The 17,652-nt window shown below is 57.7% G+C and carries 18 protein-coding genes; 2 read left to right on the top strand and 16 right to left on the bottom strand.

Features of this window, described 5'->3' with window-relative positions:
* Positions 1-96: 96 nt before the first annotated feature.
* Entirely contained in the window at positions 97-1,329 is a 1,233-nt protein-coding gene (locus tag ACYVIS_RS01890) for an MFS transporter (protein ID WP_460873120.1), read from the top strand.
* 569 nt (positions 1,330-1,898) lie between these two features.
* On the opposite strand, the gene ACYVIS_RS01895 is transcribed toward ACYVIS_RS01890, so the two are convergent.
* Entirely contained in the window at positions 1,899-2,078 is a 180-nt protein-coding gene (locus ACYVIS_RS01895) for a hypothetical protein (RefSeq protein WP_232742227.1), read from the bottom strand.
* A complete protein-coding gene (locus ACYVIS_RS01900; RefSeq protein ID WP_460873121.1) occupies positions 2,075-3,247 on the bottom strand; it encodes a PepSY-associated TM helix domain-containing protein in 1,173 nt (390 codons plus the stop codon). The genes ACYVIS_RS01895 and ACYVIS_RS01900 overlap by 4 nt, the downstream gene beginning before the upstream one ends.
* Positions 3,248-3,600: 353 nt before the next feature.
* Between ACYVIS_RS01900 and ACYVIS_RS01905 the strand changes: the two genes are divergently transcribed.
* Entirely contained in the window at positions 3,601-4,554 is a 954-nt protein-coding gene (locus tag ACYVIS_RS01905; RefSeq protein WP_460873122.1) for a LysR family transcriptional regulator, read from the top strand.
* 14 nt (positions 4,555-4,568) lie between these two features.
* Here ACYVIS_RS01905 and ACYVIS_RS01910 read toward each other — a convergent pair whose 3' ends face one another.
* From ACYVIS_RS01910 to ACYVIS_RS01975, 14 genes are all read right to left on the bottom strand, one after another.
* Entirely contained in the window at positions 4,569-5,501 is a 933-nt protein-coding gene (locus tag ACYVIS_RS01910; RefSeq protein ID WP_460873123.1) for a dihydrodipicolinate synthase family protein, read from the bottom strand.
* 62 nt (positions 5,502-5,563) lie between these two features.
* Positions 5,564-7,093, bottom strand: coding sequence for a UxaA family hydrolase (locus ACYVIS_RS01915; RefSeq protein ID WP_460873124.1), 1,530 nt, complete (start codon positions 7,091-7,093; stop codon positions 5,564-5,566).
* A 56-nt stretch (positions 7,094-7,149) separates the two neighbouring features.
* A complete protein-coding gene (locus tag ACYVIS_RS01920; protein ID WP_460873125.1) occupies positions 7,150-7,950 on the bottom strand; it encodes a transporter substrate-binding domain-containing protein in 801 nt (266 codons plus the stop codon).
* 104 nt (positions 7,951-8,054) lie between these two features.
* The gene (locus ACYVIS_RS01925; protein ID WP_460873126.1) at positions 8,055-8,783 is read right to left on the bottom strand and encodes an amino acid ABC transporter ATP-binding protein; all 729 of its coding nucleotides are present in this window, start codon (positions 8,781-8,783) and stop codon (positions 8,055-8,057) included.
* A 13-nt stretch (positions 8,784-8,796) separates the two neighbouring features.
* Positions 8,797-9,450 carry an amino acid ABC transporter permease gene (locus ACYVIS_RS01930; RefSeq protein WP_232742220.1) on the bottom strand — a complete coding sequence of 218 codons (654 nt, stop codon included), beginning with the start codon at positions 9,448-9,450 and terminating at the stop codon, positions 8,797-8,799.
* 16 nt (positions 9,451-9,466) lie between these two features.
* Positions 9,467-10,156, bottom strand: coding sequence for an amino acid ABC transporter permease (locus tag ACYVIS_RS01935; RefSeq protein WP_460873127.1), 690 nt, complete (start codon positions 10,154-10,156; stop codon positions 9,467-9,469).
* 278 nt (positions 10,157-10,434) lie between these two features.
* Entirely contained in the window at positions 10,435-11,610 is a 1,176-nt protein-coding gene (locus ACYVIS_RS01940) for a fumarylacetoacetate hydrolase family protein (protein ID WP_232742218.1), read from the bottom strand.
* Positions 11,611-11,708: 98 nt separating this feature from the next.
* Positions 11,709-13,235 (bottom strand): amidase, encoded by a 1,527-nt coding sequence (locus ACYVIS_RS01945; protein WP_460873128.1) that lies wholly within the window; start codon positions 13,233-13,235, stop codon positions 11,709-11,711.
* 58 nt (positions 13,236-13,293) lie between these two features.
* Positions 13,294-14,274 carry a Bug family tripartite tricarboxylate transporter substrate binding protein gene (locus ACYVIS_RS01950; protein WP_460873129.1) on the bottom strand — a complete coding sequence of 327 codons (981 nt, stop codon included), beginning with the start codon at positions 14,272-14,274 and terminating at the stop codon, positions 13,294-13,296.
* A 13-nt stretch (positions 14,275-14,287) separates the two neighbouring features.
* Positions 14,288-14,425, bottom strand: a complete 138-nt coding sequence (locus ACYVIS_RS01955) for a hypothetical protein (RefSeq protein WP_460873130.1) — start codon at positions 14,423-14,425, stop codon at positions 14,288-14,290.
* Positions 14,426-14,542: 117 nt separating this feature from the next.
* Positions 14,543-14,998: a hypothetical protein gene (locus ACYVIS_RS01960; RefSeq protein ID WP_370636019.1), complete on the bottom strand. Its 456-nt coding sequence runs from the start codon at positions 14,996-14,998 to the stop codon at positions 14,543-14,545.
* A 166-nt stretch (positions 14,999-15,164) separates the two neighbouring features.
* Entirely contained in the window at positions 15,165-15,416 is a 252-nt protein-coding gene (locus ACYVIS_RS01965) for a GlsB/YeaQ/YmgE family stress response membrane protein (RefSeq protein ID WP_232744751.1), read from the bottom strand.
* Positions 15,417-15,584: 168 nt separating this feature from the next.
* Positions 15,585-16,544, bottom strand: coding sequence for a D-2-hydroxyacid dehydrogenase family protein (locus ACYVIS_RS01970; protein WP_460873131.1), 960 nt, complete (start codon positions 16,542-16,544; stop codon positions 15,585-15,587).
* A 55-nt stretch (positions 16,545-16,599) separates the two neighbouring features.
* Positions 16,600-17,568 (bottom strand): Bug family tripartite tricarboxylate transporter substrate binding protein, encoded by a 969-nt coding sequence (locus ACYVIS_RS01975; protein ID WP_232742214.1) that lies wholly within the window; start codon positions 17,566-17,568, stop codon positions 16,600-16,602.
* Positions 17,569-17,652 lie beyond the last annotated feature (84 nt).

Here is a 17,652-nt window from a genome sequence, read left to right on the forward strand (position 1 = left end):
TATCATAATCATTTGCAATAATAAAACAAACAGGAGTACGACCCTCAATCGGGTATGCTTGATGTTTTGCAAACACCCATACGCCACAATCGCAACGTGAAAAGACCGGTTCCCGCCTGGATCATTCCTGTCATCGCCATCCTCGTCCTGCAGACCACGACATCATTCCTGAGCCGGCTGATACCCATTATTTCTCCTGTCCTGACCCAGGAATTCGGCTGGAACGGCAGCTTGATCGGATACCTGACGACAGCCAATACGGTCGGCGCGCTGTTGATCCTGGTGGCCGGCGCGGCCCTTATCCGCTACATCGGCGGCATCCGCACGGTGCAAATCGGCTTGCTGCTGGGAGCCATCAGCGTTGTCCTGTTTTTCTTTCCGTCCATCACTCTCGCCCTGGTTGCCAGCTTTATGATTGGCCTGAGCTACGGCGCCGCCAGTCCCGCGGGCAGCGAAATACTGCAGCGATTCAGTCCTCCGGAAAGCAGAAACCTGGTGTTCTCCATCAAACAGGCAGGAGTGCCGCTAGGCGGCGTTATTGCCGGCCTGGCAGTTCCCCCGCTGGTCGAACTGACGGGATGGCGTATCACACTGCTGATCGCCGCCGTGTTCGTGATCGGCATTACCTGCCTGACCTGGCGCCTGAGTGCTCGCGTGGACGAGCCGACCGCCACCCAAAAGACTTTCGCCTGGAGCGCCCTGCTTTCCGCCCGAAACGTTGCCATTCCCTTGCGGTCGCTGGCACGCGGACAAGGCTCGTTAAAGCTGTCAATGGCCGGCAGCCTGCTGGCTGCAACACAAAGCTGCTGGTTCACCTTCTCGGTGATCTATCTCGTCGAGCGTCTTGACCTGTCGCTGAACATGGCCGGCCTGGTTTTCGCGGTCATGCAGGCCACGGGCGTAGTGGGCCGTATCACCTTGGGGTGGATTGCCGATCGAAGCGGATCGGCAACTCTCACCTTGTCGCTTGCCGCCATCGGTTCGAGCATCACGACCGCACTGCTGGGATTCAGTACCTCCGAATGGCCGCTGTGGGCCATTATCGCCATAGCGGCTGCGGCCGGAGCCACGGCCGCCAGCTGGAATGGAGTCCAGATCGCCGAAGTGGCCCGCCGCTCGCCCGCCGGGATGGTGACGGAGACCGCCGCGGGATCAGCCATCCTGATTTACATGGCCAACATGATTGCTCCTGCGGCGTTTGCGGCGTTCGTGGCTGCCACCGGCCATTTTGACCAGGCCTTCCTTGCCGCGGCCGTCTGCAGCCTGCTGTCGTTGGCCTTTCTTATGGGCGTGGACAAACAAACCAAAGCCGTGGGCAACACTGTTTGATGCCGCAGCACTTGAATATTTTTGGTTCGAGTGTTTATGGGATTCGATGTTTTGGTCGCTTTGGTATTTACGGTTTGGTATTTAAAGACGCCGTCTATCGGGGCTTGGGGTCAGGGCATGCCTGGAATGAACTTGCCGGCCCATGGGATACCTCGCTGCATTGCCTCAACGCAAGCCGCAGGGTGGGCGGTGCTGTGCAGGCCGGCGGTAGTCCAGCGCCGGGTGCTGACGAAGGGAAGGCGGGGGCCTTCGGCGGGCGCTGTCTGAGTGGCGCCCCGCACCGCGGGGCGACGCGAGTTCGCCCGACGCCCGCCTGGACGAGGCAGACCCGGGTAGTCGGATAGCGCAGCTAGCCGACCGCTGGACGTGCCGGACTGCACAGCACCGCCCACCCTGCGGCGTCTCAATAGAATTACTTCCGCCCCCACAGACAACGCACCAAAACCCAATCCAAAGTCACAGCTCAAACCAGTACAGGTAGCCCAAACTCACAACCCAAGCCTAAAAACAGCTCAAAACGAAAGCCACTAAAACACGTTCAACCAGTAAACGCCTGAACCAAAAGTGCCCTAGCAACGCGCCGCCATCCAGAAGAACGACGCTACCGCAACGGGTATTGCCAGAGCCAGCCATGCGGCCCAGTGCCACAGGCCCGTGCCCAGCAAAGCGGCCAGCAGGCCGAACAGGGTCAGCACACCCAGCAGGACAGGTGCGGCCCACACACGCACAAGCATCGTGTACCCACTCATGACATTTCTCGACACTTAGCGGGAAGCGCGGACTGGCGCATCAAGGCGGCAATGCGGGCATTGGTCGTCTTGCGCCGCGCCACCCACAAATAAAGCCCGCTGACCAGCACCACGATAGTCATCAAATCAAGCAAAGCCCAGAGTATCTTCAAAGGCATGCCGCCGTAATCGCCAAAATGCAGAGGCCGCGATAGCTCCAGCGCCGTCAGGTACCACGGAGGGCGCGCAATGGCCGTTATCCGCCCGCTGCCCGCATCAATCAGCACCGGTGTGAACAAGTGCGAAGTCACCGGCGTGGCGCCTTTCAGCCATACCATGTAATGGTGCGGCGTCGAGAATTTATTGCCCGGGAATTGAAGACTGATAACGGAATGCCCCGGCAGAGCGCGGCTGGCCGTATCGCGTGCGGCCTGGACCGACGTCAGTATCCGGGGCGGCGTTTCATCTTTGTAGGCAGTCAGCAGGCCGGCAACTTCCGTGGCCTGCCACAGGCTGAATAGCGGCGTCGCCAGTTCGTTGATCACACCGGTTACTCCCACGATACCGCCCCATGTCAAGGTAACAATGCCCAGCAAATTATGCAGATCGAGCCATTTCAAGCGCCGCGACCGAGCCGCCCGCACCGCGCCGAACGGCAGCTTTTTCATGAACGGCCCGTAGAGCACCACGCCAGAAACTATCGCCGCTACGAACAGCAGGCCCATCAAACCCAGGAACAGCTCGCCCGGCAAGCCGGTGAACCAGTCCACGTGCAGGGCCAGCATGATCCCCATGAACGTCAACTGCTCCTGAGACGCCAAAGGCCCATCTTTCAACAGCTCGCCCGTATGCGCATCGAATTTGACGGCATGGCTCAAACCGGGGGCGGACTCGTACGACGGGGCCATCCCCACCAGCACGCGCGGCTCTTCATCATCCATAAAGACATAGTTGATGACTTCTTTCGGATACAGCGCGCGGGCTTTCTCCACGATCGGATCCAGATTGGCGGGCGCGGTGTCGGCCGGCACGACCGCATACGGCTTGCCGTCATCCAGCCAGCGATCGATTTCGTGATGAAATATCAAGGGCAGACCCGTCAGGCAGATGACCAGCAAAAACAGCGTGCAGACCAGGCTGGTCCATTTATGGATCCCATACCAAGTCTTGAGAGTGGAAGCTGTCGTCATGAACCGGGCTCGCTAAAAGTCGGTGGCCACGGATTGCGCCCGGCAAGGGGAGTGGCCCGGAGCGGTTCGAACGGTGCACGCTTCATCACCGCACCATTCCCATGCTGACATTGCGCGCTGCATCCGCTCTTCGGCCTCATGCCTTCCTTTTTTATGAATGCATTTGATAATCGTTCGCATTCTATTTAAAGGGAGAGCATGTGTCAAACTGAGACGACAATGGCGCCTGGGTCGGTCTTTGCGCCCACGCAGCGGCGATCCGCGCTCGTGCTCGTCCCGCTACAATTTGCAGGCACGCCGTTCTTCGGCGTCCAGGCCTTTTCATGTCAATTTTGTCAAAGCAGGAATAAAGCATGACCAGCAATGCCAATATGCTTTTCGGGCGATTACGGCTCAGGCAACTGAATCTGATCATTGCCATAGGCAAGCACAACTCCTTGCGCAAGGCGGCGGCGGAATTGGCCATGACGCAATCCACCGCCAGCAAGGCGCTGCACGAGGCCGAGCTGATTCTGGGCGACAAGCTGTTCGAAAGACGGCGCGACGGCCTCTACGCCAACCGATTCGGCGAATGCGCCATCAATTACGCGCACGTCATACGCAAGGACATCACGGCCCTGTCCGATGAGCTCGCTGAAATCAAGACCGGCAGCGGCGGCAAAATCAGGGTGGGAGTCATTATGGGCGGAGTGCCTAAAGTACTTAAGGACTCCATCAATCATGTCTGCGGCATGAACAAAGACATTGTGGTCGAAATATACGAAAATACCAGCGCCATCATGCTGGCCATGCTCAACAGCGACAAGCTCGACGTGGTCATAGGCAGAACCAGTGTCAGCCAGCATGCCGACAACTACGACTACATGCACCTGGCCGAAGAAAATGTCTCTATCGTGGTGGGCAACGGCAACCCTCTGGCGCAAAAAACGGATGTCGCCCTGCCCGACCTGAAAAACTCTCGCTGGATAGCCTATCCCAATAGAACCCCGCTTAATATTCTATTGAAGCAAGAACTCGAGCGCGCCGGCATCAATGCCTTCGCCAGTCCCATAGAAACCGCTTCCACTTTCATCACCATGACACTGCTGAGCGATAGCGACGATTTCGTGGCGCTGATCCCGACCGACGTGGCTTCGTTTTTTGCCAATCATGGCCTGATCACCATTCTGCCCATACGCCTGCCGTCGCGCTCGCAGCCTTTTGGCCTGATCACCAGAAAGCAACGCAACCAGACGCGCGCCGCCAAACTCTTCATCGACGCCATCCTGCAGGCGCGCACCCTGCCCGCCGCGGCGCGTCCGGGCTGAGCACGCGCCTGGGTTTACCTGGCCCAGCGCAATACCAGCGGATCCAGTCTTCTGGCCGTTTCGATCAGGCCTGCGCGAACCTCTTCGGACATGGCGGGAAATGGATGCCTGCCGTTAGGCGCCTTGATAATGCCGCCCTCATGCATCAAAGCCTTGCTGGTCAGAATCCCGCTCTGGCGGTTTTCGTAATTGATCAGCGGCAGCCATTGCTGATAGAGTGATACGGCCTCTTCCCGATTGCCGGAAAAATAGCTGTTGAAAATAGTCTTTATTCCATCGGGATAGCCTCCGCCCGTCATGGCGCCCGTTGCCCCGGCATCAAGATCGGGAAGCAGGGTAATGGCCTCTTCGCCGTCCCAGGGGCCTTCAATGCTGTCGCCGCCCAAGCGTATCAATTCCCGCAGCTTGGAAGCCGCGCCGGGCATTTCGATTTTGAAATACGAAACATGCTCGATTTCTTTAGCCATTCTGGCCAGGAATGCCGCGGACAGATTCGCACCGCTCATGGGAGCATCCTGGATCATGATGGGGATGCTGCTGGCTGCGGAAAGACGGTCGTAGAACTCGTAGATCTGCGACTCGTTACAGCGTATCGTCGCTCCGTGGTAGGGCGGCAGCAGCATGACCATGGCGGCGCCGTGCTCTTCTGCATGGCTGTTGCGATCCCGGCAAATATCGGTGCTGTAATGGGAAGTCGTCACAATGACCGGCACGCGGCCCTTGACATGAGCCAGTATGGTTTCGGTAAGGATTTTTCTCTCATCATCCGTGATGGCGAACTGCTCGGAAAAATTGGCCAATATGCTCAAGCCATCGGATCCCGCATCAATCATGAAATCGACGCATCTTTTCTGCCCTTCGAGATCCAATTCCCCGTTTTCGTGAAAAATCGTAGGGACAACGGGATACACACCCTTGTAGCGGGCCTTGCTGTATTTTTTATTCATGAGAGTCGAGCTTCCAAACAATAGAGAAAAATTCAAGAGTGGCCGTAAATCCGGGCGAACCTTCAGGTAATGACACTTAATTGCCAGGGAACGAATTCATTCTGCCCGTAGCCATGGATTTCGCTTCTGGAGCGCACGCCGGACGCGCAATCCAGGATCATCTGGAACAACTCGCGGCCCAGTTGTTCGATGCCGACACCGTCATCGATGACGGAACCGCAATTCATATCCATATCATCTTGCTGGCGAGTCCATAAAGCGGTATTGGTCGCCAGCTTCAGGGACGGCGACGGCGCGCAGCCGTAGGCCGAGCCGCGGCCGGTGGTGAAACAGATCAGGTTGGCTCCTCCAGCGACTTGGCCTGTTGCCGAAATGGGATCGTAGCCCGGGGTATTCATGAAGACCAGGCCGCTCTGCGCCACAGGTTCGGCATACTCGTAGACTTCCATCAAGCCCGTCGTACCCGCCTTGGCAATACCTCCCAGCGATTTTTCCAGCACCGTGGTCAGCCCGCCCGCCTTGTTGCCGGCCGAGGGATTGTTATCGAGAGCGGCATGATTGCGTTCGCAATAGTCTTTCCACCAGGCGATCTGATCAACCAGTTTCCGGCCCACCTGCGGACTCACGGCCCGACAGGTCAGCAAATGCTCGGCCCCATAGATTTCCGGAGTTTCGGAAAGGATCGCCGTCCCACCATGGCGAACCAGCAGATCGACCGCGGCGCCCAGAACCGGATTCGCGGTGATCCCCGAATATCCGTCGGAACCGCCGCATTGCAGCCCGACCTTGATCTGGCTGGCCGGCACCGGCACCCGGGATACCTGATTAGCCGGCTCGAGCATCTCCTTGATGATCTGAATGCCTTTGGCAATGGTTTTGGTGGTTCCGCCGGTGTCCTGAATATTGAAGGTATGCAGGCGCTCGTCTTGAACCAGGTTCTGGGTTTTGACGAGCGTCGATATCTGATTGGTTTCGCACCCCAGTCCTATGATCAGCAGGCTGGCGAAATTGGGGTGCCGTGCATACCCGGCCAGGGTTCTCTGCAGCACGGCCAGCCCTTCTCCACCGGGATCGACGGCGCATCCCGCCCCATGCGTAAGGGCGACCACGCCGTCGATATTCGGATAAGGCGCCAGAATTTCGGGGTGTATATCGCGCCGGAAATAATCCGCAATGGCGCGCGCCACGGTGGCCGAGCAATTGACCGAGGTCAATATGCCTATGTAATTGCGCGTCGCGACCTGGCCGTTGGCCCGGACGATGCCCTGGAAAGTGGCTTGCGGACTGGCCTTGTCCTGCGCGATGTAGTCCTGCGAAAAGCGATAGTCCTTGTCGAATTCGCCTATCGCCATATTATGCGTATGGACGTGCTGGCCAGCCGCAATGGGTTTGCTGGCAAAACCGATGATCTGGCCATAGCGCCTGACGGCCTGCCCTTGCGCGATGGGCCTGATGGCCGCCTTGTGGCCGGCGGGTATCAGGCCCGACACAGTCACTCCATTGACAAGCGGCGCGCCGCCGATCAACTGCTCAAGAGCCACGACAACATCGTCGGCTTGATTCAACAACAGGAATTTGTTTTTTTTCGACATGATAGCGATCGCGCGTGGCGGGCATGAGCCTTGCCATCGAGGCAAGGCCCTGTCCTTTATTTCAGCATTTCTGCCGGCAGGGATTGACCGATAAAGTATTTTTTGTAAATGTCGTTGAGCTTGCCATTCTTCAGGTTCTTCGACACCCACTGATTTATTTTGTCTTTCAATTGCGGCTCGTTCTGGCGAATGCCCACGCCCATCGGAAAACTGATAGCCGTATATTTATAAACAATATCGCGCTTGGGATTGGATTTGTGGATTGCCGGCAAGACGCTGCTGGCGGCAACGATATAGTCTTGCTGGCCCGTCAGCGCCGCCGTATTGGTCGTGGCATCGTCCTCGTAGCGCACAATGGACACACCGGGTACATCTTTCGTTTCTTTGGTAATGGCCTGATCACTGGTCGTGCCGCGCGTGACCGCAATCGACTTCCCAGCCAAGTCTTTTGCCGACATCACTTTTGCCGCTTTGGGTCCGCCCACCACAACGGGCACCACGCCGTAGGGCTCCGAGAAATCGATGACTTTTTTTCTTTCGGCTGTAATCGAAAACGACGCCATGATCACATCGACCTTGTTGGTGCGCAGGAACTGAACGCGGGTCGGCCCGGTAACCGGCACCACCTCCAGCTTGACGCCCAGATCGTGGGCGAGCAAATGAGCCGCATCGATATCGAAACCAGTTTGTTTGGCGTTGTCGTCGACCATGCCATAAGGAGGCGCGCTGATATCCACGCCCACAATGATCTTGCCCCGTTTCTGTATTGCCTCCAGGGTATTCGCCTGCACGGCGGTAACGGCCGCCATCAGGCATGACGCGCCCAATGCCCACATCGCTATTTTTTTGTTCAACATGCTTATCTCCAGATAGTAGTTAATCGCTCGTTCGGCCTTGCCCCAGCACCGCATCGACCGTATACGCGAAGCTGGCAATGCGCGCGGCCGCCGCGGCGATGAAATCAAAGGCCATTGCTGATGAATTGCCTCAATTCGGGTGTTTGAGGATTTTTAAGAAGGCCGGCATCTCCCGCTTCCCATACGACGCCGTTCTTCACATAAAGGATTTGATCGGCAACCGCTTGCGCGAAAGCCATTTCATGCGTAACCAACACCATGGTCATGCCGCTGTCGGCGAGACTTTCTATCACCTTCAGGACTTCCCCGGTTATTTGCGGATCGAGAGCCGAGGTCACCTCATCGAACAACATGAGTTGCGGCTGCATCGCCAACGACCTGGCAATCGCCACGCGCTGCTGCTGACCGCCCGACAATTGGTCGGGATAGGCCCGGGCCTTGTCTGCCAGCCCCACCTGGTTCAACACGTGCGAAGCCAGCTCCTGGGCCTCCTTGGCCTTGATTTTCTTTACCTTGCGTGGCGCGATCGTGATGTTCTGCTCGACGCTCAAGTGGGGAAACAGGTTATAGCTTTGGAACACAATGCCCACCTCCTTTCTCAAGCCGAATATGTCGCAGTCGTTCTTGTGCAGATCCCGGCCGCAGACATGCAGCTCGCCCTCGTTGATGCCTTCCAGGCCATTGATGCAGCGCAGGGCCGTGCTTTTGCCGGAGCCGCTCTGGCCGATCAGCGCCACCACATTGCCTTTGAATACATCGAAGGTAATGCCTTTCAGGACTTCGTCCTTGCCATAGGATTTCTTTACGTTCTTGAAGCTGACAACGGGATTCATGTTGGGATGGCCTTTAATTGGTTTTATTTTTTAATTTTTTTTCCAAGCGATAAGACAACAGGGAAAGCGGGTAGCAGATGATGAAATAGATAAGCGCCGCCACCGTGAATACCGCAAACGGCTTGAAGGTGGAGTTATTGATGACGCGCGCCGAATACGTCAGGTCAAAAAAGCCGATCACCACCGCATACGACGAATTCTTGACAATCTGGACCAGAAACCCGACGGTGGGAGGAATCGCAACCCGGAATGCCTGGGGCAGAATGATGTAGGCCAGCGTCTGCAGGGTATTGAACGCCAGGCAATTCGACGCTTCCCATTGAGTCACGGGAATCGACTCGATACAGCCCCGCCATATTTCACCCAGGTAGGCGCTGGAATAGAACGTCATGGCCAGGCCCGCCGCGACCAGCGCCGGCAAATCGTAACCGGCTATGCTGATGCCGAAATACACGATGAACATCATGACGGGCAATGGAATGCCCTGGATCAGCTTGACGTAAAGCCCGCTCAGCTCGCGCAACAAACGGTGTTTCGATGCCCGCGCAACGGCCAATGGCAGGCCTGCAATAGTGCCGCCGGCAAACCCCAGTAAGGACAGCACAATCGTCCAGCCCGCTCCGCGCAGAACAAAAAACCATTGGTTATAGGTAATTCCAAATATCACGACCTGTACCCCCGGCTCATTTCTTGTTGCTCTTGTTCATGCGTTTTTTCCTGGGAAAGGCAAGGTCGTGGCACAGATTCATCACAAGCCGCAACAACCACGACAGGAATAGATAAATGACCGCAATCACCAGGTAGACCTCGAAACCGCGGAAAGTCTCGCTTTGAATCTGATAGCCGATCGCCGTCAGTTCCTGCGCCGATATCTGCGACATGATCGAGGTCGCCAGCATCATCAGCACGAACTGGCTGATCAGCGCCGGATACATTTTTTCGACCGCCTGGGGCAAAACGATATATCCCAGAATCTGGCCTTTGCTCAGGCTCAGGCAAGCCGCGGCCTCTTTTTGCCCCTTGTGGATGGAGTCGATGCCAGCCCTGACGATTTCACAGGTGTAGGCGGAGGTATTGATCGTCAGCGCGACGATGGCCGCGTAAAAAGCCGGCACTCGTATCTGAATCGCCGCCAGGCCGAAAAACAGCCAGAATGTTTGTACGACCAGGGGCGTATTGCGTATCAGATCGACAAATGCCGCGGCGATTTTTTTCAGGAAATTGCCGCCTTCGGTCCTGGCCACTGCCAACGCCACGCCCACCAGAAAGCCGAGCACCAAAGAAAGCGCCGACATTTTTATGCTGAGCCAGGTGCCCTTCAATAAATCAGGCCAAAACCCGCTCAGAAAACTGAAGTCGAAACCATAATCCATATTTTTATTTGTTTGCTGCCTGTATCGTGCTTGCTGTTTGCTTACCCTGACGATTCAAGTTTTACGTATCGGCGTCTCGCCGTCTATTGAATAATTCCCAATCTGCGTTCGCTTTTTGGAATGTCTGATAATGTGCCAGTGAGCCGAATGCTGATAGCTAATTTTCCACCCCTGAACCAAGGGTTAACCATAGGATCAGACAGGCGAGGCTTTGCTTTCCTAGTACTAATACTTATTGCTTTTACTGTAGGAAGCCGCGCAAACGTGCGAGTTTCGCCTCAGGCAGGCGCCTGAATCAGGCCGCGTGCCGCCAGATTGCGGTACAAGGCCCTTACGCCGAAATTCCATGGCGCAATGGTGGTGGACAGTTGCACCGTATTGACCAGCGAGCCGAGCGACGAGGTGGCAATCGTGACGCGGTCGCCCAAGCGATGGGTGAATCCGCTGCCGACGGCGGCCCGATCCTTGATCGGCGAAAACATGGTGCCCAGGAACAGCATGAAGCCGTCGGGATACTGATGATGCGCCCCGCAAGTTTGCTGCACGAGATCCAGCGGGTCGCGGCTGATTTCCCGCATATCGCTGATCCCCTCCAGCACGAAGCCGTCGCTCTCACCTTCGATCAGCAGCGATACCCGGGCCTCGCGCACCGTATCAATCGAAAAATGGTCGTCGAACAATCGGATGAAGGGCCCGATCGCGCACGACGCATTATTGTCTTTCGCCTTGCCCAGCAGAAGCGCACTGCGCCCCTCGATATCGCGCAGATTGACATCGTTGCCCAAGGCAGCCCCAACCACGCGGCCATGCTGGTCGACGGCCAGCACGATCTCGGGTTCCGGATTATTCCAGCTGGAATCCGGCAGCAGACCAACCTGCGCGCCAAACCCCACCGCCGACATCGGCTGCGATTTGCTGAACACTTCCGCGTAGGGCCCAATTCCGACTTCCATGTATTGCGACCAGGCATTGCGGCGCTGCAGTTCTTCCTTGAGCGCCTGAGCCTTGGCCGAGCCCGGCTTGATACGCGATAAATCGCCGCCGATCAATTCCTGGATTCGCGCACGGATTTCAGCAGCATCGGCGGCATTGCCGCGGGCTTGCTCTTCGATCACACGCTCCAGCAAACTGACCGCGAACGTGACGCCGCAGGCTTTGATAGCCTGTACGTCGCAGGGTGCCAGCAAAGAAAGGCCGCGGCCGCTTTCCGTGCCCAGCAATGCCGCAATCGGCCCCAGGAACTCTCCCGAGGCGGATCGGGCCACGGCGACCGCATCGTCCCGATCAAGCAAGTCGGCCATGGTCGGCGCGTGCGAGCTGATGTCGAAGACGTCTCCGTCGCGCACGGCAATCACCGATGGCCCAGGTATCGGCCCATCGCGCCAGACTCGCCCTACCAGGGTAGCCCGGTCGGCATCGGCAGGCAGCAATTCATGCACGGAAAATTGTTTCATGGCAAAAGCAAGGATGTTCAACAACACGAAAACAGCAGAGTACTACAGCTTCCCTGCCAAGATGTGGCTCGGCGAATGCGGAGCCCGCGGCCCGCGGCCTAAACGGCGGCGACTGAACCTGCAGAATCTGCCACACGGCCTTCGATCGGCGGCGCGGTAACGATCGATTTCAGGTCGGGCACCGAATGCGTGAGCCGGCTTGTATCGGGAACAGGCCGGCGCAATTCGTCGTGGCCGGCGAAAGCCTTTTCCATGGCCCTGCTGGCCCCGAGAACAAAGGCGTCGCGACGGAATTTGCCCACCACCTGCAAGCCAAACGGCATGCCCGCATGATCGACGCCACAGGGCAGGCTCAAGGAAGGCAGCGCAGTCAGGGTCACGGCATACGTAAGCGCCAGCCAGCGATAATAATTTTGCTGCTGCTCGCCGTTGACCGTCTCCGCATACAAAATGGTCCAGGGAAATGGCGTCACCGGTGTTGTAGGCGAAAGAATGATGTCGTAGCCAGAGAACGTGTCCTGGAAGCGGTTCAGGATTCGCGTTTGTTCTTTCTGTGCCCAGGCGCTGTCGAGCAGAGACATTGCCGCGCCCATCTCGTAGTTGGCCCGGGTATTGGGGCCCAGGCTGGCCGGATCTTTGTCGTATGCGTCTTGAAACCCGGCCACAAAGCTTTCGGCGCGCAGTACATCGAAACAGCGATGCACGTCGCCCAGGTCGAACCGCAGCTCGTCGCATTGCTTGAAAAGATGCTTCATGGCGCCGATTTTTTTCTCGAAGACACGGCGTATGTCCTTGTCGACGGTGCAACAGCCAAAATCCGCGGTCCAGCCCACCTTCAACGCACCAAGATCCACCTCGGGCAAGCCGATGAATGCGAGCGGATCGAGTTCATAGCTCAGCGGGTCGCTCTCCGAAACGCCGGCGGTCGCCGCCAGTTGCAGGCACGCTTCATCGACACTGCGGCCCATGGGGCCCACCACCGATAGCGGAGTCCAGCCCAGCAGCCGGCGAGAATTCGGCACCAACCCGGGCGATGGCCGGAATCCGACCACGCCGCATTTTGCCGCCGGGATCCGCAAGGACCCACCGGTATCGGAACCGGTACAAACCGGCAACATGTCGCAAGCCAGGGCGGCCGCGGAACCGCCTGAAGAACCGCCCGCATTCAAACTTGTGTTGAATGGGTTGCCCGTGGCGCCCCAAACCGCGTTGCGCGTATTCGCGCCCGCACCCATTTCAGGCACATTGGTCTTGCCCACCACAATGGCGCCTGCCGCGCGCAGCCTCGACACCAGCACATTGTCGGCGATGGGTACATTGCCGCGGAACAAGGGCGAGCCATAGGTAGTCAACAAGCCTGCAGTCGCCTCCAGATCTTTAACCCCCATGGGCAAGCCATGCAGCAGACCAAGCTTTTCACCCTTGAGCGCCTTTGCCTCGGCCGCCTTGGCTTCTTTTCTGGCACGCTCGTAGCACGTGGCGGTAACCGCATTGACAAATGGATTGATCGCTTCGATTCTGGCAATGCAGGCTTCCAGCAATTCCACCGGGGAAATTTCCTTGCTGCCTATCAGGCGACGCAGCTCATTCGCCGACTTGCTCACCAATGTGTGATTGTTGCTCATGGTTCGATGATCCTGAAATGATGGGATATAACGGAAGCCGGCAATGCCGGATAGGCGCTTACTCTACCTTGATATGCGCTTTTTTGGCCAGATCCTTCATTTGCAGGCTCTCGCTTTTGATCAACTCGGCAAGCTGCGCCGAAGAGCTGTAGGCCGGCTCGGTGCCGACCGCAAGAAACTTGCTGCGCAATCCCGGATCGTCGAAGATTTTCGCTGCCGCGGTGTCGAGCCGGGCCTTGACGTCGGCCGGCAAGCCCTTGGGAGCCACCATGGCTATCCAGGTATCCATATTGGTTGGAGCGCACCCGCTTTCGCCTACAGTAGGTACATCGGGCAGGAAGGGCGAACGCTTGCCTGACGTAACCGCGATGCCTTTCACCTTGCCCGCCTTGATTTGCGGCAAGGCAGCCGACACGGTATCGACTGAAAACGGAATCTGTCCACCGATCAAATCGGACATTTCGGGCGAGCTACCCTTGTAGGGCACTTGCTGCATCGTAATGCCGCAAGCGTTCATGATCAGCTCTCCGGCAAAATGGGAAGTCGTACCCGTGCCGAAAGTGCCAAACGAATATTTGTCGGGCGTGGCCTTGACCGCCGCAACCAGTTCTTTCAGGTTGTTGACGGGAACCTTGGGGTTGGCGAGCAATATCAGCGCGGTTCGGCCAAAAATGCCGACCGGTTCAAAACTCTTGCTTGAATCGTAAGGTAATTTGTCGTGTATGGCGGGATTGACGGTAAAGGTCGAGCCTGAACTTACCAGCAGCGTATAACCATTGGGGGCGGCATGCGCAACGTATCCAGCCCCGATGATCGTGCCGGCGCCCGCCTTGTTTTCCACGATAACCGATACACCCAGCTGGTCGCCCAGGCCCTTGGCTATCAGGCGACCCAAAGTGTCTCCGCCACCGCCGGCCGGATATGGAACAACCAAAGTTATGGGCCGCGAAGGATAATCCTTGGCCAATGCAACGCCTGCGTTAAGCAGCAAGGCACCGAGAACAACGCCCTGCAAAATACCGACACAATACCTTTTCAAAATTGGTCTCCGTTTAGCAGAATAATTGGCCGGCGCCCAAAGCGGCGCGCACGGGGTAGTCAACTTCGCAGTTTACAGGCTCGGCGGTTTCGTAGATACGGCCGCGGAAGTCAAAAGACTGTAGCGTAAAGCTGGCTTCGTAGCTGCTCATGGGTTCGCATAGAGGCGGGCGCCTTGTGCCTGTCCGCCGCGGATACGACGCCAATGGGCGCCTAATATGACAAGGGGCGCACTTGTGCGCCCCTTGTCTAACCATGAACCCAAGGAATCAGGAACATGCCTTGCCGTGGTCGGCGTGATTGCCCTGGGCCTTGGCCTGGGCTTCTGTCATGTATTCGCCCGCCTTGGTCTTCCCATACCATTTGCTGCCCGCGCAATGGTAAACCTTGCTGCTGCTGTTGACCCAGACTTTACCGGCCCCGCCGCCCGCGGCAGCTGTAGTGGGCATGGTCTTGCTGGCGGCCGTGGGCGCTTTTGGAGCTGCGGCAGGCGCTGTTGCGGCGGTGGCAGCGGCAGCACCCGCTGCGGCCGGTGCTGCGGCGCCCCACTCTTTGACGCCCTTATGGCCGCGGCATGCGCCTTTCTTGGACGTGCCGGTAAAAGGGGTGCCGTCTTTGCAAGTGGCGGTGACGGTCTCCGTGCTCGTAGCCGCCGCCTGGGTGGTAGCCGCCATGGAGGTGGACGAGAAGCCGATTGTTGCTGCAGTCAAGACCCCGGCAGCCATGGCACAGGTTTTCAGAAATGTATTCATGTTTTATAGCCTTCCAGAAAATTGATGGTGCTCTCGTTGGTCGAAACGACCACGCATATCGTATCGTAAGGCGCGCCTTGCCGTGTTACCAAAGAAGCTCAACTACGTTTAAATTGCAACACGGTGTAGCACCCGACTTCTAATGGACAAAGTGCGTATAAATGAACAGCACGATAATCGCGCCGATCACAGACAAAATAAAACCCGCCGGATGGAAAGAAGAACCTTCGGCAGGCTGGCTGAACAAGCGGCTGATGAAGCCGCCGACAAAAGACCCCACAATGCCCAAAATACCTGTTAGCACAAGGCCCATATGCTCACTTCCGGGGACGACAACACGCGCTATCAAGCCGACCACAATACCGACCACGAACATCCAGATATAGTGCACCATTGTTTTTTCTCCTGATGGTTGAAAGAAAGGTATCGATGCACGTGGAATAATAAGCCCGCCAGTCAAATGATGGTATTAAAAAAAGTAAAGTTTTACTGACATCAAGCTGACAATCCCTTGCTTCCCGTTTGGCCCGGCCGGCCATCGCCAAGCCGGGCGACGGCCTTAACTCAGTACATGAACGGCCTGCCCGCCGGCCCACGCAGCAATGGCTTTGACGGCGCTCTGATAAAACGCCTCGAAGTTTTCGCGGTTTACGTAGCCCAAGTGCGGCGTAAGCAGCACGTTATCCAGCCTGCGTATTGGATCGTCTGCCGCCAGCGGTTCTTCGGGGTAGACATCCAGCCCGGCGCCGGCTATGCGTTTGTCTTTCAGCATGCGATACAAGGCGCCGGCGTCGACAAGGCCGGCACGCGAAGTGTTCACCAAGAATGCTCCCGGCTTCATGGCCTGCAGCAATTGGGCATCGACCAGGCCCCGGGTGCTGTCGCTGAGGATCAGATGCAGGCTGATCACATCGGCCTGACGAAACAGATCATGCTTGTCGACGCGCGTCACACCGGCCCGCGCAGCCCGCTCATCGGTCAGGTTGGGGCTATACGCCAGCACAGCCATGCCGAATGCCTTCCCGACCGTGGCCACGGCCTGGCCCAGCTTGCCCAGGCCCACCACGCCCAAGGTTTTGCCGGCCAATATGGCGGGCATTCTGGTTTGCCACAGCCCGGCACGCATGGCCTGATCTTCGGCAACCGTATTCTTGAACAGGCCCAGAATATGCGCCCAGGCCAGTTCCGCCGTTGCATTGGCGGCCTGGGGACTTCCCGGGGCACCGCACACGACAATGCCCTGCGCAGTGCACGCCGCCATGTCTATGCTCAGATTGCGCATGCCCGTGGTAACCAGCAAACGCAGCTCGGGCAACAACCGTATCAGTTCGGCCGGAAACGGAGTGCGTTCGCGCATCGCAACGATGACCTCGAACCCCGCCAGCGCGGCCGCCCGCTCTTCCAGCCCGGCGGGCAAGAGTTCGGTAAATACAGTCAGCGCGGCGTCGTTGCCCAGCGCAGCCCAGTCTATGCCGTTTTGGGCGGCTTGCAGGTAATCGTCGAGTACAGCTATTTTCATGGTGTGGCCCGGATTGATGGCACCCGTAAGGGGGCGGGTTTCAGTAAGAAAGGATCTACTCGGGTTTCATCCCCGATTCGCGAATAATCTTCGACCAGCGGGCGCCGTCCGCCCGCACGAACTGGGCGAACTCGGCCGGAGTATCGCCAATGGGGGTAACGCCTTCATTGTTCAGTGTCTTTGTCATGCCCGGCGAATGCACGGCTTTCACCAAGGCTTTATTCAATATATCGATAATGGGCTTGGGCGTTTTCGCCGGCGCAAAGACGCCGTACCATACGGTGGCCGAGTATCCGGGCAGAACATCGGCGATCGAAGGCAGCTTGGGCAGCTCCGGCGACCGTTCCGGCGTGGTTATGGCGACTGCCTTGAGCTGGCCGCTCTTGACGTACGGCATTCCGGAGATCACATCGGAAAAGGTCATGGTTACTTCACCACTCATGACGGCGAGGATTGCCGGCCCTGTTCCCTTGTACGGGACGTGCAGCATATTGACTCCCGCCATGATCTTCAGCATCTGCGCCGCCAAGTGCGCAGTACCGCCGATGCCGGACGACGAAAAGGTCAGTTTCCCCGGTTCGGCCTTGGCCATCGCGATAAGCTGCTGAATGGTGTTGATCTTCGATGAGGGCTTGACGAGCAAGATAGCCGGAATATTTGCGATCAGCGTAATCGGGGCCAAATCTTTCAGCGGATCGTAGCTGAGCTTTTTCATCAGATAAGGCGCGACGACGATAGGCGAGGAAGATGCCAGTATGAGCGTGTAGCCATCGGCAGCCGAGTTCACGACCGCTTCGGTGCCGGCCACGCCGCCCGCGCCCGGCCGGTTTTCCACCACCACCGACTGGCCTATCGTCTGGGATAGATACTGCGCGACCAGTCGAGCCATGATGTCGACGCCGCCACCCGGCGCATAGGGAGCAATGAGGCGGATCGGCCTGCTGGGATATTGATCTGCGAATGATGGGCTGAAGGGGCCCAGAACCAATGCGGTAAAGATTGCCACACGACCAAGCCATTTCATGCCTATCTCCTTTGCCGCCTCGCATTCCGACGCAAATCGTTGTGCCATTCTGAGGACGTTGCGGGCTTCGTTTTTATTTTATAA

This window comes from Paralcaligenes ginsengisoli, from assembly GCF_054781135.1.

What these genes read in the sequence shown, in the direction of transcription:
- ACYVIS_RS01895 (WP_232742227.1), bottom strand. Translation starts at nt 2,078, where the DNA reads ATGAGTGGGTACACGATGCTTGTGCGTGTGTGGGCCGCACCTGTCCTG.
- ACYVIS_RS01900 (WP_460873121.1), bottom strand. Translation starts at nt 3,247, where the DNA reads ATGACGACAGCTTCCACTCTCAAGACTTGGTATGGGATCCATAAATGG.
- ACYVIS_RS01905 (WP_460873122.1), top strand. Translation starts at nt 3,601, where the DNA reads ATGACCAGCAATGCCAATATGCTTTTCGGGCGATTACGGCTCAGGCAA.
- ACYVIS_RS01910 (WP_460873123.1), bottom strand. Translation starts at nt 5,501, where the DNA reads ATGAATAAAAAATACAGCAAGGCCCGCTACAAGGGTGTGTATCCCGTT.
- ACYVIS_RS01915 (WP_460873124.1), bottom strand. Translation starts at nt 7,093, where the DNA reads ATGTCGAAAAAAAACAAATTCCTGTTGTTGAATCAAGCCGACGATGTT.
- ACYVIS_RS01920 (WP_460873125.1), bottom strand. Translation starts at nt 7,950, where the DNA reads ATGTTGAACAAAAAAATAGCGATGTGGGCATTGGGCGCGTCATGCCTG.
- ACYVIS_RS01925 (WP_460873126.1), bottom strand. Translation starts at nt 8,783, where the DNA reads ATGAATCCCGTTGTCAGCTTCAAGAACGTAAAGAAATCCTATGGCAAG.
- ACYVIS_RS01935 (WP_460873127.1), bottom strand. Translation starts at nt 10,156, where the DNA reads ATGGATTATGGTTTCGACTTCAGTTTTCTGAGCGGGTTTTGGCCTGAT.
- ACYVIS_RS01940 (WP_232742218.1), bottom strand. Translation starts at nt 11,610, where the DNA reads ATGAAACAATTTTCCGTGCATGAATTGCTGCCTGCCGATGCCGACCGG.
- ACYVIS_RS01945 (WP_460873128.1), bottom strand. Translation starts at nt 13,235, where the DNA reads ATGAGCAACAATCACACATTGGTGAGCAAGTCGGCGAATGAGCTGCGT.
- ACYVIS_RS01955 (WP_460873130.1), bottom strand. Translation starts at nt 14,425, where the DNA reads ATGAGCAGCTACGAAGCCAGCTTTACGCTACAGTCTTTTGACTTCCGC.
- ACYVIS_RS01960 (WP_370636019.1), bottom strand. Translation starts at nt 14,998, where the DNA reads ATGGCTGCCGGGGTCTTGACTGCAGCAACAATCGGCTTCTCGTCCACC.
- ACYVIS_RS01970 (WP_460873131.1), bottom strand. Translation starts at nt 16,544, where the DNA reads ATGAAAATAGCTGTACTCGACGATTACCTGCAAGCCGCCCAAAACGGC.
- ACYVIS_RS01975 (WP_232742214.1), bottom strand. Translation starts at nt 17,568, where the DNA reads ATGAAATGGCTTGGTCGTGTGGCAATCTTTACCGCATTGGTTCTGGGC.